Annotated in this window: 8 protein-coding genes; 4 read left to right on the top strand and 4 right to left on the bottom strand. The window is 51.1% G+C overall.

All coding sequences use genetic code 11. The features are described from left to right. Nucleotides 1-26: 26 nt before the first annotated feature. Nucleotides 27-1,064: a BMP family protein gene (locus HII30_RS04725; RefSeq protein ID WP_169503852.1), complete on the bottom strand. Its 1,038-nt coding sequence runs from the start codon at nt 1,062-1,064 to the stop codon at nt 27-29. A 328-nt stretch (nt 1,065-1,392) separates the two neighbouring features. On the opposite strand from HII30_RS04725, the gene HII30_RS04720 reads away from it, so the two are divergent. Beyond that, on the top strand, nt 1,393-3,063 hold the full coding sequence (locus tag HII30_RS04720; protein WP_169503851.1) for an ATP-binding protein: 1,671 nt from the start codon (nt 1,393-1,395) through the stop codon (nt 3,061-3,063). Nucleotides 3,064-3,328: 265 nt separating this feature from the next. On the opposite strand, the gene HII30_RS04715 is transcribed toward HII30_RS04720, so the two are convergent. Beyond that, nucleotides 3,329-6,949: an RCC1 domain-containing protein gene (locus tag HII30_RS04715; RefSeq protein WP_169503850.1), complete on the bottom strand. Its 3,621-nt coding sequence runs from the start codon at nt 6,947-6,949 to the stop codon at nt 3,329-3,331. 166 nt (nt 6,950-7,115) lie between these two features. Between HII30_RS04715 and HII30_RS04710 the strand changes: the two genes are divergently transcribed. Next, nucleotides 7,116-9,755 (top strand): winged helix-turn-helix domain-containing protein, encoded by a 2,640-nt coding sequence (locus tag HII30_RS04710; RefSeq protein ID WP_246246106.1) that lies wholly within the window; start codon nt 7,116-7,118, stop codon nt 9,753-9,755. A gap of 18 nt (nt 9,756-9,773) precedes the next feature. Here HII30_RS04710 and HII30_RS04705 read toward each other — a convergent pair whose 3' ends face one another. Both HII30_RS04705 and lacZ read right to left on the bottom strand, forming a co-directional pair. Beyond that, entirely contained in the window at nt 9,774-11,126 is a 1,353-nt protein-coding gene (locus tag HII30_RS04705) for an MATE family efflux transporter (RefSeq protein ID WP_169503848.1), read from the bottom strand. 224 nt (nt 11,127-11,350) lie between these two features. Beyond that, nucleotides 11,351-14,488, bottom strand: a complete 3,138-nt coding sequence (gene lacZ / locus HII30_RS04700; RefSeq protein ID WP_246246105.1) for a beta-galactosidase, LacZ type — start codon at nt 14,486-14,488, stop codon at nt 11,351-11,353. 115 nt (nt 14,489-14,603) lie between these two features. Here lacZ and HII30_RS04695 point away from each other — a divergent pair, with 115 nt between their 5' ends. Then, nucleotides 14,604-15,434 (top strand): helix-turn-helix transcriptional regulator, encoded by an 831-nt coding sequence (locus HII30_RS04695; protein WP_169503846.1) that lies wholly within the window; start codon nt 14,604-14,606, stop codon nt 15,432-15,434. 55 nt (nt 15,435-15,489) lie between these two features. Further along, the gene (locus HII30_RS04690) at nt 15,490-15,849 is read left to right on the top strand and encodes a DUF3221 domain-containing protein (protein ID WP_169503845.1); all 360 of its coding nucleotides are present in this window, start codon (nt 15,490-15,492) and stop codon (nt 15,847-15,849) included. Nucleotides 15,850-15,968: the final 119 nt, after the last annotated feature.

Raw genomic sequence — 15,968 nt, 5'->3', positions numbered from 1 at the left:
GGACAGCCGGTCTCGTTAAGACTCCTTTATTGTTCCAATGCGTTCGTCACCTTGATTTTGCCGGAAATGATATCTTCAGAGATTCCTTTAAGCTGATCAATCACATCTTGTCCGATGAAGTCATTCAGCGGAGTTTCACTCTCATGTGTTACATAAGTGAGCCCTACGCCGCCCTCTTTCAGACCGTAGTCCTTGACGTCAAACGTGAAGTTACCTTCTGTAAAGTCCTTCACCGTTTCATATACCACCGCATCGGTTCCTTTAAGCTGGGCCAGTACGATGTGCTCCGGATCTGTTCCTGTATTGTCTGTATCTTGTCCCGAAGCATAGAAGCCTTTTTCTTTCGCAGCTTCAAACACGCCAAGGTCACCAACAGCAGACATACCTGCCACAAAATCAGCGCCTTTCGAATGCTGCAGCAGCGCGAACTCTTTCGCTTTCGCCGGATCAGTAAAGCTGCCGACATAGTTTACGAAGATTTCAACGTCCGGACGAACCGACTTCGCACCTTCTTCAAAGCCAGTCATATACTTGTGCATAATCGGAATGTCATCAGCGACCACATTGCCGACTTTACCGGTTTGGGTAGCCAGACCGGCAGCAGCACCCAGAAGATAAGCCGCTTCATGCTCCCGGAATACGACGCTGCGGATGTTTGGTCCTTCAACCACAGTATCAATAATGGCAAATGGTACATCCTCATTCTCAGGTGCGATCTTCTTCAGCGCATCTTCCATCTGGAAAGTAGACGTAATAATGAGATCGTATTTCTCGGCAACTGCTGTACGCAGATTCGTTTCAATAGAAGCTGGATCCGTGGATTCAATCGTCTTGACTTCCACATCGAACTCTTCACCGGCTTTCTTCAAGCCCTCGTCCATCAGCGCGAAAAACGGATTGACGCCGATCTTCTCCGGCAGCACCAGTGCAATGCGTTTTTTCTCACCGGAACCATTGTTATTGTCAGATGCTGTGTTCGTGTCGTCTGCCGGTTTATCGCCGCAGCCTGCCAGCAAACCAACCACCAGCACCATTGTTAGTAGAGTCGACCAAGTCTTTTTCATTCCTGCCATTAACCTCCTCGAGTATGCTTGCTTCTTTATACCTATAATCCTATGGGATAAAGAAACAGTTGTCAAAGCTAAATTTTAGCTTTTTCGTGAACATATCTGTCTTTTTTTGTAGGAAATCATCGTGAATTTACATAATCAAGGAACATTAAGACGCAACATTCGCTTTATTGTTCGGTTTTTTAAAAAAGCAATCTGTCGATTATGCCTTTTATTTGCACAATTCCACATATTTATCAGGCGTCTGCCAAATTATTATACAAGAAACCCGGCATAAGGTATAATTAATAATGGTTTTAATCGTGCATGTGAGAGGTGAACAATGACCAGAAACAGATCTGGATATTTCCGCAGTTTTGATGATGCTGCCGCTTATATTATTGAACTACTGGCCGGTTTAACCCGGGCAGATTCCATATTCATTGCAACGAACGACGGAATAACAAGCCAGATCGTCAAATCGTTTAATCGTGATAAAACTTTGGCTCGGGAAGGGTCATGCCTGCCTTACGAACAGTCCTTCTCCAGTCTTGTCAAACCTTCCCTGCAGGACCCGCTGGTGATTCATCATTTATCTGAGAACCCGGCCGCCAGGAACATGGACTCTAACCCTTCAGTTGGAGATTTCGGCTTCGCAGGTGTTCCGATTTCCTACCATAATGGAGATGCTTTCGGCACGCTGTGTATGTTTCAACACCATGAAGTCCCGGTCTCTGATCAGGATTTGAAAATACTCTCAGCCATGTCTGTATTTTTGTCTTATGTTATTGAGCTGGATCGGACGGTAAGCCGCCAGATGAACCGGAGCCGTAACCTAGAGAAAGACATGCAGCTGGCCGAGGAGCAAGTCGAGATCCTTCAGGCGGAAGCGCATGAAGCCAATGACTTTACTCAGAGCAAATCGGATTTCCTGGCCACGATGACTCATGAAATCCGCAACTCCATTAATGGAACTATAGGTATGACAGACCTGCTGCAAACAACAGATTTAACAGAAGAGCAGGAGGAGTATTTGCAGCTGCTGCAGAGCAGCAATGAAGCCCTGCTCGATTTAACCAATAATTTACTGGACTACAGTAAACTTGAAGCCGGAAAGGCAATGCTGGATGAGGAGCCTTTTGATATTGTCTCCATGACAGAGGATCTGCTGTATGTTATTTCTCCAAGAGCATTCAGCAGTAACATTGAAGTTGTGCTCGATGTAGACAAGAATGTCCCCACTTATTTACTCGGCGATGCCTCTAAAGTCCGGCAGATTTTGCTTAATTTTCTGAGCAATGCGCTTAAATTCACCCATGAAGGCGAAATTGTAGTTACGCTGTCTTCTATAGAGGGCGGCGCCCCGGAAGATACGGAATGTCTTCACATTTCGATCCGGGATACTGGCGTAGGGATTGAGCCTGATAAGCTGAATGGAATGTTCCAGCGATATCAGCAGCTTCACCGTAAAGATCAAAACCATCATTACGGAGGCACAGGACTGGGACTTGCCATTGCGAATAAGCTGATTCAGCTGATGGACGGAAAACTCAACGTAAAGAGCCAACCCGGCCATGGAACGACTATTGAGCTGACTCTTTATTTCAAGCGTTATAAGGGTTACGAAAACTTGCTGCATGATCTCGATCCCGATATTTTTGAACCGATGCGCGTTCTTATCGCAGATGATAACGAAACCAGCGGTCACATTTTGGGCCAGCTGCTCACTTGCTGGGGAATCCAGAGTACGTTTGTCCAGAACGGCATGGAGGCGCAAACGGCACTGTCATCCCCGGAACCATACGACCTCATCCTCCTGGACCGGAGTCTTCTTCATGGAGAGGATTCAATGCTTTTCCAGAAGGAAGGGGTTCCTGTCTCCCTGCTTGCTCCCATTGGAACCCGGCTGGACGATGAACAGCAGTCACAATTCAGCTTCATGACTTTTAAGCCGATCCGAAGACTGCAGCTATACAATGCTTTAATTGCTTTTCAGCGGAGAAATATGCTGTAGAGTGCACAAACCCTGCTCGCGCGCCGAAATGTATGCGGTGTTCCACATACATGGTGCACAAATGCATGACGAATGGGTTGAATCGCGTTAGGTGCACATTACGGCTTTGTATTATTCATCTTCGCTAGAGTAACTCGAATTGATTCGCAGCTACAACGTCACCTAGTCAGCAAAACGGGGCCGCCTCACAAAGATCTAAGATCTTAATGAGGCGGCCCCATGTGTTTATATTTACAGCAGCATGCCCTCTCTGGTGGGCACCCTGTCAGAAGGACCTGGATTCGATAAGTCCGGTCTTGACCAGCAGCCTTTCTGTCATGACCGCAGCTTCCGCCCGGGTCAAGATGCCTGCCGGACGAAGCTGCTGACTTGAGCCCTGGATCACGCCATGTTGAATCAATAATGTCGCAGCCCGCTCTGCCCAAGGAGAAAGAGCATTCTTGTCTGTATACCCCGTCAACACTACCTGGTCCTGACTGAGCATAAGCCCGCCCCCTGCTGTTTCAGACAGCCTCATCATCAAGACCATCGCTTCCTGGCGAGTGATGGGGCTTAACGGCCTAAATGCTGCATCCCTATATCCCTGAACGATACCATACTCATAAGCAGCACCTGCAGCATCATAAAACCAATCACTGGCCTTCACATCTGTAAACGGAGAAGCCTTAAGCCCGGTATCACTGGATGGGTCTGACTTCAGACCAAAAGCTCGAACCATAATTGCGAGCAGTTCAGCGCGTGTAACTGGTGCGTCTGGTGCATAATTTACTGAAAGATGGCCGTCATAACCCTGAACAATCATTTTGGATGCCAGGCTCTTTACCGCAGGCTCAGACCAGTGTCCGCGAAGATCCCTGAAGACGGGAGAGGAGATCTCCTGAAGCAGCACAAATGTACCGGGTGCCAGTGTGCTCAGCACCACCTCTGGGAGTACTTCACCATCCTGCGGCTTCATGTTTGCCGGAACATGCCTTAGTTCTTTCCCCGCCTTCCATGCAGCAGCTGTTGTGATCCGGCCTCCACCTGTTTCTTCCGGTCTCGGGATTCTCAATTCTACCATCCGGCTAAAGTTCGCTACAGATTCCAACCCATCACCCGATGAAACCCATACGGCCAACTCTACCGGCACGCCGAGCAGCCGGTATCCCTGCGCCATCGCCTCTTGAGAAATGTTCGCTTGATCTTCCTCGCCAACCACCGACAATTGAATGCTCGCCGCATTCTCCTGCACCTGATTCACAGAAGGTGGCGACACACTCTTCAATAATAAACCTGCAGCTGCCGGAGACGGGATCTCATGCACAGGTAATGTCAACTGGCCAATCTCTGTATAAAGCTTGATGATACCTTTACGGCTGTGCAGCAGTTCCAATGCTGAGTTGTCCAGATCCAGCGTGATCTCGTCCATTTTTCCTGGAACGTTAATAAATACGTCAGCATTTCCCGTATTCGCTGCCATTGCTTGAGCAAGGCGGGTACCATCGAGGATCAGACTTGCAGCTGTCCTGTTGTTCTCCTGCTTCACCGTTCCGGTGACGATGCCTGACAGCGCCTGGTCGTTCACAAGCGATACGATCTTTAACTGCTCTGGGAGGATTGTAGAATCGCCCGGAACCGGAGAACCTGATCCACCTGACACCGGAACACCTCCGCTGCCCGGTGACGGAGTTTCAGGTGGAGACGGGGAACCTTCATCATCTCCAGAGCCGTCTCCGTCATTATCGCCGCCTCCGTCACCAACACCGTCGCCCTCGCCGTCTCCTGGAACCTCGCTGCCAGGCTCAGCCTCCCTTATTACAGTAACCATGTATACCAACTTCTCACCTGACGCCGCTGAAACCTCTACTTTGATACTGCTGGTCCCTGAAGGTATCGGGAGCGCGGGACTCTTAACACCTGAGAGCAGCATCACAGGCCCGGACATCACTTCCCCGTCCTGTCCATAAACACCGGCGGTGACCACTGTCCTGCTGTCGTAAACATCCGCGGTCACCGACACATGATCACTATCATGTCTCAGGCTTGCCGTATACTCATGCACTGAGCTGGAAAAGGCTGGCGTCAAATCAACCGTTCCTGCTGAGGATTCCAGATCCAGCTGCTCCAGGAAAACCTCTACTGCAGGGTCTGGGTCCGGCGGATCGACCGAAGGAACTCTCCAGACGGCATACAGCGTAACATGATGATCCGAGATCAGAAGCTTGTCTCCCGGGGTGTAAGCATTCCCCGTTCCGTCCGCTGCTGTGTTCCACCCTATAAACTCATATCCGTCTCGTGACAATCCCCCGGTGTTGCCGGACACCGTCACAACATCACCTTCTGCATAAATGCCGTTATCTGTCGGCACACTCCCTGCCGTGCTTTCATTTCCGTCATAGGTTACGGTATAGAGTTTAGGTTTGGCCGCGGCAAAAGGCTTTACCGTATATGCCGCCTTATATCCGGCTCTGTCCCTCACAATGACATTGAAGTAATAGGTTTTGCCCGGCTCCAGGCCATATACCATCTGCTGCAATGAAGCTGGTGCATAACTGCCCAGCGGGGCTCCATGCCGTTCTATGCGTGCCACGGTATCGATCACCGCACTGGTTGAGACGTACAGCATGTACTCCAGCTGGTCCGTGGCTGTCAGGTTATCGTTAGCGGCATCCCAATTCACCTCTACGGTACCGGGCTCTGTTTCCACCACATTTAACTGGCTGACACTTGGCACCGGTGCCGTAGTGTCCAGCACTGCCTTGGTGACAGCGGGCAGGTTGCGGCTGTTCGCCGTATTATCCGCCATCTCACCGCCTCTCCCATATCCCCAGGCCCATAAAATGCCGCTGTCCTTCAGCGCTAAACTGAAATACCCGCCTGCTGCAATGTCAATCACACTGTCAATGCCTGCAGCTTGAAGAGGCACTGTGGTAGAAAGTTCATTTCCCTGCCCCAATTGTCCGTGATTGTTAGCGCCCCAGCCCCACACATTACCATCGGCATCCAGGGCCAGACTGTGATGTGCTCCTGCACTTATTTTCGTAATATCCTGTAAATTCTGCACCTGCACAGGCAGAGACCGGTCACTTCTGCTTCCGTCACCCAGCGTGCCATAGATATTGCGCCCCCAAGCCCAGACTGTACCGTCGTTCTTTAGGGCGAGACTGAAAAAAGTCCCTGCCGAGATGGACTTCACGTCATTCAGGCCGTTCACCTGCACAGCAAGGGATCGGTTTGTTCGAGTACCGTCTCCCAATTCGCCATACCCGTTATGTCCCCAAGCCCAGACCGTCCCATCACTTTTCAGAGCAAGACTGTTGTACTCTCCGGCAGCAATCTGAACTACGCCGCTCAAACCCTGCACCTTCACAGGGGATGTTCTCTTGACCAAGGTACCATCCCCGACCTCACCATCATCATTCCTGCCCCAGCCCCACACTTCACCTTCTTCATCCAGAGCCAGCATATGATACCCGACACTTCCGGCAATAGCCCGGATGGCAGGAAGTCCCTGCACTTGGACCGGAACATTTACATTGACTTCGGTGCCAATGCCAAGCTCTCCTTGCTCGTTCGCGCCCCAGCTCCATACTGTGCCGTCTCTTTTCAGCGCCATAGAACTCCGGGCTCCGGTGGCGATCTCAATGACATCCGTGAGACCTTTCGTTCTTACCGGACCGCTCCTTGAAACCGTCGATTCATTGCCTAATTGGCCTTTCGTATTTTGTCCCCATGAATACACTTCACCACTGCTGACCAGCGAAACGGCATGGTAAAACCCAGCACTCAGCTTAGGATCTACCGGAGAAGCCCCTGAATTTCCAAAAACCGCCTTCTCTCCTGTCCAGCCGCTCAGCGCTCCCAGCAGCAGACATACACTCAGCAAAACCCTGCCTAACCTCTTCAACCTTGATCCCTCCTGCCCAGAATAGAACCTTTCCTTCCTGATTTAGAACCTATGCTATCAAAGGAATACGGGCAGGAACATTGACAAACGTTAACTTTTTCCCTTTTTTCCCCTATAATCAAAATAGTTCGACATATGACGTCACTAACGGCGAGGAACGATGATCATGTCAAATAACATACCGATGATACAGGCGAAAATTTCACGGCCTGTTCTAAAAGACAACTTCATATACAGGCAGCAGTTAATGGAACAGATTACGTTGGGGAGCAAGGGAAAAATCACTTCCGTCACCGCGCCTGCCGGATACGGCAAGTCCACCCTGCTGGCTCAATGGGTATCCGGTACGACACATGACCAGCAAGTGCACGCCTGGCTGACGCTGGATGACAGAGACAATGACCCCGTTCGTTTCTGGCGCTATATCGTATACTCCCTGTGCACTTCGCTGTCCGGTGGCCTGGAGAACCGGTTTCTGGCCCTTGCCGACATGCTGCCCGGCACCTCTTCGGGCATGTTTCTGGATGCCCTGCTCTACGAACTGTCCCGGCTGACCAGCGACACCTATGTCATTCTGGATGATCTTCACCTCATTTATAACCCTAAAATTCACGAGGATCTGGCTTATTGGATACACTATTTGCCGCCCCACATTCACATCATGCTCTCGTCCCGCACTGAACTGCCGTTCTCTACCATTCGCTGGAGAGTTCAGGAGCAGGCTGCCAATATTTCAATAGACCAGCTTAAATTTACAGAAGAAGAGACCCGCGATTACCTCCGTTCCGTTTACAGCTACACTTCGATGTTCATATCGGATCAGCAGATTCGGGAAATGACAAAGCAGACCGAAGGATGGGTTACCGGACTTCAGCTGGCCTCCCTGTCTCTGCAAAGCTCAGGCCCTGATGAAGTGTTCATGCACGTCATTGGAGGGGATCACTATCATGTGGGAGAGTACCTTGTGAGCGAAGTGATGTCCAAGCTCCCGGAGGAAACACAGCATTTCTTGCTAAAAACATGCATCCTCTCCCGGTTTGATTCCGGTGCGTGCGATGCTGTCACTGAAATGAACAACAGCCATCTTGTGCTGAATGAGCTGCAAAGGCTGAATTTGTTTCTGATTCCGCTGGATGAGCAGAACCGATGGTTCCGATATCATCATCTGTTCGCAGAATTTTTGCAGCACCGTCTGTTCCTCGAAGATCCTTCAGCCTATAAAAAACTTCATGCTCTGGCAGGACAGCATTTTGCGGACAATGGCTGGATGGATGAGGCGCTGGACCACGTCATTCAGGCGGAGGAATATGAGCTTGCCGAATCTTATCTGTCGTCTCATCTTCAACATGTTCTCCGCCGGGGAGAACTGACGACACTCCGCAAGTGGCTGGACCATATCTCTTCTCGCCATACGCTGTCCCATGAGCTGTCCTTGTTCCTTGCCTTTGTTCTTGTTTTGACGGGTGAAATGAAGCAGGCGGAACAGATGCTCACGGATCTGGAACAGGTATGTGCCGGGATGCCTCCTTCGGAACGGCGGAACCAGCTGCAAAGCAGCATGCTGTTTGTACGTTCCAACCTGGTATTTCGAAATGGAGATTTCGAGAAATGGTTTGAATTCAGCCAAGGTATTCTAGATAACATCATCCCGGACAATCCGGTATATTTCCACTTCGACTACAACCTTCGCGATCCGCTGGTCCGGCGTACCTCAATGGGCTTGAACGGTGTCCTCTCCCGTGATACCGAAAAGATCGGGCTCATGTTCACCGGCGTACTCGCTGCACATGGGTGGGAAGATTCGCTGATCCATCTTTATGTCAAGCAGTCCCTGTGCGAGGGATATTATGAGTGGAACCGGCTGGAGGACAGCAGGCGTCTCGCTGGAGAAATTGCACAATCCAGGAGCAGCGTGGATACCCTGGGACTGCTGGTCCCTCTTCGGATTACCGAAGCCCGGCTGGCTGCAGCGGAAGGGCAGTACACGGTGGCCCATCATATTGTGGACGAAGCTCAGCAATCTGCATTGGCACGAAAGGAACATACATGGGTGCTGGAGCTCCGTGCATTTCGGGCCAGGCTTTTCCTGCAGGAGCGAAATATACCGCAAGCCAGAAAAGAGGTGGCGGCCTTAGGCATCCGGCCCAAGGATAAACCTGTTTACAGCCGGGAATTCCAGATTCTAACCCTTGTCCGTCTGCTGAGGAGACAGCGCAAAGAGCCTGAAGCCCTACAGCTGCTGGAGCTGTTAAAACCTCAGGCCGCTCGGGAGCAGCAGATTGCCAGTCTCGTGGAAATCTCTATTCTGCAGGCGCTGCTGGAAACTCAGAGGGGGCAGGCTGCGCGGGGAATGGATTTTCTTTCTGAGGCCTTGGCCCTGGGAAGTCAAAATGGATATGTCCGAAGCTTTCTGGATGAAGGACCCGAGATGAAGCAGCTGCTGAGCCTGTATGCTGAGCGCCTGGAAGACCAGAATGATCTTGAAGCAGAAGGGAATCTGCTGGACTATGTTCAAATGCTGGGCAGACAGTTTGCAGAATTCACTGAAGCGGGAACGGCTGGAACGGCTGCTGCCGCAGAATTGACATCTTCGCTCCTGCCGGAAGCCTTGAGCCGAACAGAGCTCGATCTGCTGAACCAGATCCGGCAGGGTGCCTCCAACAAGGAGATGGCTGCCAGTCTGTCCCTTTCCCCGGGCACGATCCGGGTATATCTCTCACGGCTGTACGACAAGCTTGAGGTTTCCACCCGTACCCAGGCGCTGATTAAAGCGCAGGATTTGGGGATTTTGGATGGAAGCAATTAAAGACACTCACACTCCAGATCAGGACTCAAAAGCACGGATCCACCGGAACCGGTTGACCTTGACGACAGCCACGAAGCATTTCAGAATTTGATCTGACTTCAGACAGATAAAAACCGCTGCCGGAGAAAGTTCAAACACAAATGCACCCAGGGCCGATGCTGGGAGTACCACAAGCCACATAAAAATAAAATCATTATACAGCACAAACTTCGTATCCCCGCCGCTGCGGACAATCCCTGTCAGTGCCGGCATCTGGTAAGCGGTGCCGATCACAGTGATCGACAGAATCGTCATGAACTGCAGCGCAAGACTCCGTGCTTCCCCGGATATGGAGTACCATTCGATAACGAAATCTTTGATCATAAACAGCAGCAACCCGGTGAGCAGGCCCAGCAGAAGGTACAGCATCTGAAGGGTCTTCGCATAGGCTTTTACCTTGCCGGGTCCCCCTTCTCCGATCGTCTTGCCAATGCATACAGCCGTAGCGCTGGCTGAAGCATAAATAATAACCGTAACCAGCTGAAAAATGGTGTTCGCTATACTGTTTGCGGCAATAGCGGCTTCACCCATATGTCCCAAAACCGCCGTTTGAGCAGCCATCGCGAGTCCCCATATGCTGTTTGACAGGAGGATGGGATACCCAATGGCAAGATACTGCCTGAACATCGGTTTGTCGATGGTGAAGAAGCCTGAGAGCTTCATACCGGTTTTACGGTCGTATTTTACCAGATACCAGATGACGATCCCGCACTCGACCACTCTCGCCGTCAGTGTGGCATAAGCCGACCCCGAAATCCCCAGCTCCGGAAACCCGAGGTTGCCGTATATCAACGCATAGTTCAGCAGCACGTTAATGCACAAAGTCGATAAAGAAACGAGAAAGCCGATGCGGACCGTCTCTACACTCCTTAACAGCGCAAGTATGGTGTTTGTTACCGCAAAAAAAACGTACGACCAGCAAATAATGACCAGATACTGTGCACCTTCAGCAATGACTGCAGCATCGTCTGTAAACAGGGACAGCACCTCATGCGGAAATACAAACACAACAGCTCCCAGCGTGATACTCAGCCCCAAAGCCAGCACCATGCCAACGCCAGCTGCCTTGCGGAGTCCTTCCAGCTTTTTGCCTCCCCAGAAGCGGGCTCCTAAGATAACCAGCCCCTCGCAAGCGCCCATCACCATCATGTGCAGTAAAAATTGAATCTGGTTAGCCAAGGCCGCTCCCGACAGCGCGGTTTGACTGTACCCGCCCAGCATGACATTGTCAGACAGATTAACCCCGAGTGATATCAGATTCTGCAGGCCGATGATCAGCGTCAGCCACAGAAAGGTTGTATAGAACTTTTTCTCCCGTACCCATATGCTCATGATGAAGAAACCTTTCCTTCTTGCCGTATTATTGATGCATTCCCAATATATACGAAGTATGGGCCTGACGCATACCCTTTTCCCGAGAAAAGAGAAGCGGCCCCGCTTTCGTCGACTCCATACTCTCTGCTCACCGGGGCAAAAGCCTGCACTAAAAAACAGGCTGCACAGGGACTTCCCCCTGTGCAGCCTGTTTTACCTCGTGCACGAGCTGCAGCTCGTGCTTACTTCCCGGCCAGCCCCTGCAGCGTGAAGGTCACGCTGTAGCCGCGGTTCGCATACAGGATATGCTCTGGATGCTGACGTGCACCCCAGCTGTCATCGCCGCCGACGCCCATCTGTTTGCTCATGATGCGCACAACGGTTTTGTCTGATACCGGCAGCTTGTAAGCGTGGTCGCTGCCTTCAACTTCCAGCGGCGTATACGGCAGTGCACTGAACTCAAACTTGGATGCGCCTTCGACAGCAAGGCCGGCACCCTGTCCGTCCGTCACCTTCGCACGGCGAACCTCCGTCTTACTTCCGCATTCCTGCGGACGCAGATATGGTACCCACTGCTCGCCCACAAGACCACTATAAAGACCCAGCTTGGCGCCAGTGTTGCGGTCCGAATAGTTCTCGAACGGCCCCTTGCCGTACCATTCCAGCTGATCAAAATCTCCAGCCATCGCAAACATCACGCCCACTTCAGGGATCTCCGGCAGGCCTTCTCCAGGCGTCAGCTGCAGGTTCACTTCAACCTGACCATCACCGCTCACGCGATATACCATGGTGCAGATTGATACAGGTACCGTCGGCAGGACATACTGAGCTCTTACCGTCACTTCGCGCTCGCCGGCCAGGTAGGTCAGCTCCTGCAGCTTGCGCTCAATGCTGGCTGTACGCCAAATGCTGCTGCGTTCTTCCAGCTTGTTGCCTCTGTCGTTATCAATCAGGGCACGCCAGAAGTTCGGCACAGGCGCCTGCTGAATCAGCTCGCGGTCACCGGCCAGATAAGAGACCATTTCACCGGTTTCCAGATCAAAACGGAGTGCGAATCCTTCTCCTTCAACGGTCAATCCGTCCTTCTGCTCGGATACCTTGACTGTACCTGCCGGCTCCAAACGGCGCACCGATGGCTTGATGGCCACTGGCAGCACAAACTGCTCAAAGGCTACTTCGTGCCCGGCATCTGCCCACGCATTACCTTCTTTCAGCAGATAGCTCACCGTAAGCACAGCTTCGCCCTCACCTGCTTCAGATGCAGCCTTCACCGCTTCACCCAGATCAACGGTCACAGTCGAACCTGGTGCAGCAGGCACCTTTTTCGTTCCTTCTTTTACTACAGTACCGTCTAACGCCACGGACCAAACAAAATCAAAGGCTGCAAGATCGGTGAACAAGTACCGGTTGCTGATCGAAATGATGCCGGATTCCAGATCCTCGGATGCAAAGCGGACGCTTTGGTAGCATTTTTTCACCTCGAAAATTTTAGGAGACACGCTGCGATCAGCAAAGATCAATCCATTACCACAGAACGTTCCGTCATGCGGGGACTCACCAAAATCGCCGCCGTAGGCCAGATACTCAGTCCCGTCTTCCGTCTTAGTCAGGATCGACTGATCCACCCAGTCCCAGATAAATCCGCCCTGGAGCACCGGATACTTGTCAAACAGATCCCAGTAGGTGCTTAATCCGCCGCAGGAATTGCCCATGGCATGACTGTATTCACACAGGATAAACGGTTTCTTCGGATCATTCTTGGCATAGTCTTCAACGACCCGCACATGGGAGTACATATGGCTCTCAATGTCAGATGCGGCATCGCTCGGACGGTAATGGAAGACGCCTTCATAGTGTACCGGACGCGATGAATCTTCCTGTTTAAAGTAATCGTACATGTGCAGGAAATTATCTCCGCCGAACGATTCGTTTCCAAGCGACCAGATGACGATGGACGGATGGTTTTTATCCCGCTCGAACATGGACTTGCTGCGGTCCAGTACATTTTCCCGCCACTCCGGCCTGCTGCCCGGCACGGTATCGCCAAGTTCCTTTTGACCATATGTCCAGGCTCCGTGTGTTTCCAGGTTGACTTCGTCAATCACATACAAGCCGTATTCATCGCACAGATCGTACCAGGCCGGATGATTCGGATAGTGAGATGTCCGCACCGCGTTGATGTTATATGCTTTCATCAGCTTCACATCGGTCAGCATTTCCTCATACCCAATCGCTCTGCCTTTGTCATGGGAAAACTCATGGCGGTTCACGCCCTTGAACTCAATGGTTTCACCGTTGATTTTCATCAGGTTGCCGTCAATTTCAAATCGGCGGAAGCCGGCTCTGCTGCTCACATACTGAAGCGTTTTGCCTTTGCTATCGACCAGATGCAGGACAAGGGTATACAGTGATGGCGATTCGGCGCTCCACTTCTTCGGTGAAGGCACCTGTGCCTCATATTCCAGCAGCTGCTGGCTCCAGGCACCACCTGATGCGCTGATGCTGCCTGCTTGTTCCCATACCGGGTTTCCTTCGCAGTCATACAGCTGCACGTTCAGCGTTACGCCGCTCACTTCCTGTTCATGATAATTATGAACCTTTGCCTGAACCTGCAGGTTACCATGCTCAAACGAGTCATCCAGAGTGGCATCGACCCGAAAATCATAAACATGCACATCCGGCGCGGTATACAGGAAGACTTCCCGGAAAATCCCGCTCATCCGCCAGAAATCCTGATCCTCCAGCCAGCTGGCATCACTCCAGCGGTAAACCTCAACCGCCAGCTTATTCTCACCCTGAGCAAGGTATGGCGTTAAATCAAATTCCGAAGGTGTAAAGGAATCCTCGCTATACCCGACCAATTCTCCGTTCAGCCAAATGTAAAAAGCTGATTCCACACCCTGGAAGCTGATAAAGACCGGCTGACCCTCCCATTCCTGCGGTACCGTAAAGGTTGTTACATAGGAACCGACCGGATTGTATTTTGTCGGCGCAAAAGGTGCTTTGAGGTCCTCCTGCTCAATCCACGGATAGCGTACATTCGTATACTGCGGATAATCATAACCCTGAAGCTGCCAGTGCGACGGAACCGGAATCTCATGCCAGGAACTGCAGTCATAGTCCAGCTTCTCAAAGCCTTGAATGCGGCTGGCCGGATTCTCGGCCCAGGCAAACTTCCACATTCCATTTAATGATTGGCGGCTTGCTGCAGCATCAACCTTGCCTGCCAAAGCTTCTTCCAGTGTGGCATAGCCGGCAAAAGCCGTATGCGCTTCCAAGCGATTGATTTGAAAAATCTCCGGATTATTATTCCACTCCGGGTATCCATTTCCCGGCGGTGTATATTTCAGCTTTTGTTTTGTCAGTAACGATTTGCTCAACATCGTCCACTCCCTGCTATAATATAATTATATTCACATTATAAACACAGGAATATTCCTTTTCTATTTAACAATTTTCATTACCATTAAAAAATATGAAAGTAGATGTGAGATTATGGATTTTGTATTTTTCACATTGGTGACTGAGCGGGACCGGCATCTTCCGCTTTACCTGACCAGCGCAGGGCAGTGGGGTAATCAGGATCCCGTCCAGCGTCCGGAAGGCTTCGCCTCCTATCAGCTGCTGCTCCCGCTATCCGGTGAAGGTACACTTCATGCAGACGGACATTCCTATCCGGTTAAAACCGGTCAAGTTATCTGCCTGTTTCCCAACGTTCCTCATCGTTATGAAGCAGATATCGAACCGTGGGGAATGCTGTTTATTGCTTTTGAAGGCAGCCTCTGCGCCCCGCTGCTGGAGCAGGCCGGCATTCACCGCTCCGGTGCTTATACGGTCAGTGATCCGGAAGGATTACATGCTGACCTCATGCCGATACTGGATTCCGTCAATGAGGAGGGACCGTTTGATGCCGCTGGTGCTTCCAAGCTGCTGTACTCCCTGCTGCTGGACCTGGATAAGGTCATCAGTACAAACCGTCATCAAGTCCATCTGCATGTACAGCGGCTGCAGCCTGTCTTGAATTACATTCGTGAGCATTGCCACCGCGCACTGACGATCCAGCAGCTGGCCGAGCAGGCCGGTATTACACCACAGTATTTATGCTCACTGTTCAAATCCACCATGAACCTGAGGCCCATGGAATACGTGAACCGGGAGCGCATTAATCGCAGCAAGCAGCTGATCTTCCAGGAGCCCGGATTAAAAATTCACGAGATTGCCCGGCAGTCGGGGTTTGAGCATGGAAGTTATTTTTGCACGGTGTTCAAAAAGCTGGAGGGTGTTACGCCCGAGCAGTTTAAGCGGTCCCATGGGCTCCAGCCGTGAGACGCTTCGCAACTTATCCTGTTCCTTAACCGTTTGTACAATAGGGAGGGACATTATGATGCGAATAATCAAAATTATCATCTCTGGATTAATTCTCATTTGTGCAGGCTGTGCAAATCCAGGAGACTCTGAAGAAAAGGCTGTTCCCGAGTTTCGCGGATATATCATTGATATTTCAAAGGATAAAATCCTGGTTGCCGGAGGTTCCATTGTGAAAGAGGATATAAAAACACTAAGCATGGAAGAAATTTTGGAAAAAGCTTCTCCAGATGCAGTATGGCTGGGGCTGCCTAGTGGTAGCAAAGAGACGGACTACGCAGTAGGTGATCAAGTTGATGTATGGACCACCGGGAACATGAATCACTCTTATCCAGCCCAAGGTACAGCAACGAAAATAGTGATCACATCGGAATAAACAAAACACACTAAAGAGACCGCCGCTTGATCGATGGGAAGTGATTCATCACCATCGATCAAGCGGCGGTCTTTCTCATCAGACCCATATAGAATGAAGTTAAGACGCTACCCATTCTA

The organism is Paenibacillus lemnae (assembly GCF_012933385.1).
GTDB lineage: Bacteria > Bacillota > Bacilli > Paenibacillales > Paenibacillaceae > Paenibacillus_AQ > Paenibacillus_AQ lemnae.
Note: the sequence above shows the minus strand (reverse complement) of the source record. Positions and strands in the feature narration are given on the sequence as shown.

Coding starts and splice junctions, on each gene's coding strand:
- HII30_RS04725 (WP_169503852.1), bottom strand. CDS start 1,064: ATGAAAAAGACTTGGTCGACTCTACTAACAATGGTGCTGGTGGTTGGT.
- HII30_RS04720 (WP_169503851.1), top strand. CDS start 1,393: ATGACCAGAAACAGATCTGGATATTTCCGCAGTTTTGATGATGCTGCC.
- HII30_RS04710 (WP_246246106.1), top strand. CDS start 7,116: ATGTCAAATAACATACCGATGATACAGGCGAAAATTTCACGGCCTGTT.
- HII30_RS04705 (WP_169503848.1), bottom strand. CDS start 11,126: ATGAGCATATGGGTACGGGAGAAAAAGTTCTATACAACCTTTCTGTGG.
- HII30_RS04695 (WP_169503846.1), top strand. CDS start 14,604: ATGGATTTTGTATTTTTCACATTGGTGACTGAGCGGGACCGGCATCTT.
- HII30_RS04690 (WP_169503845.1), top strand. CDS start 15,490: ATGATGCGAATAATCAAAATTATCATCTCTGGATTAATTCTCATTTGT.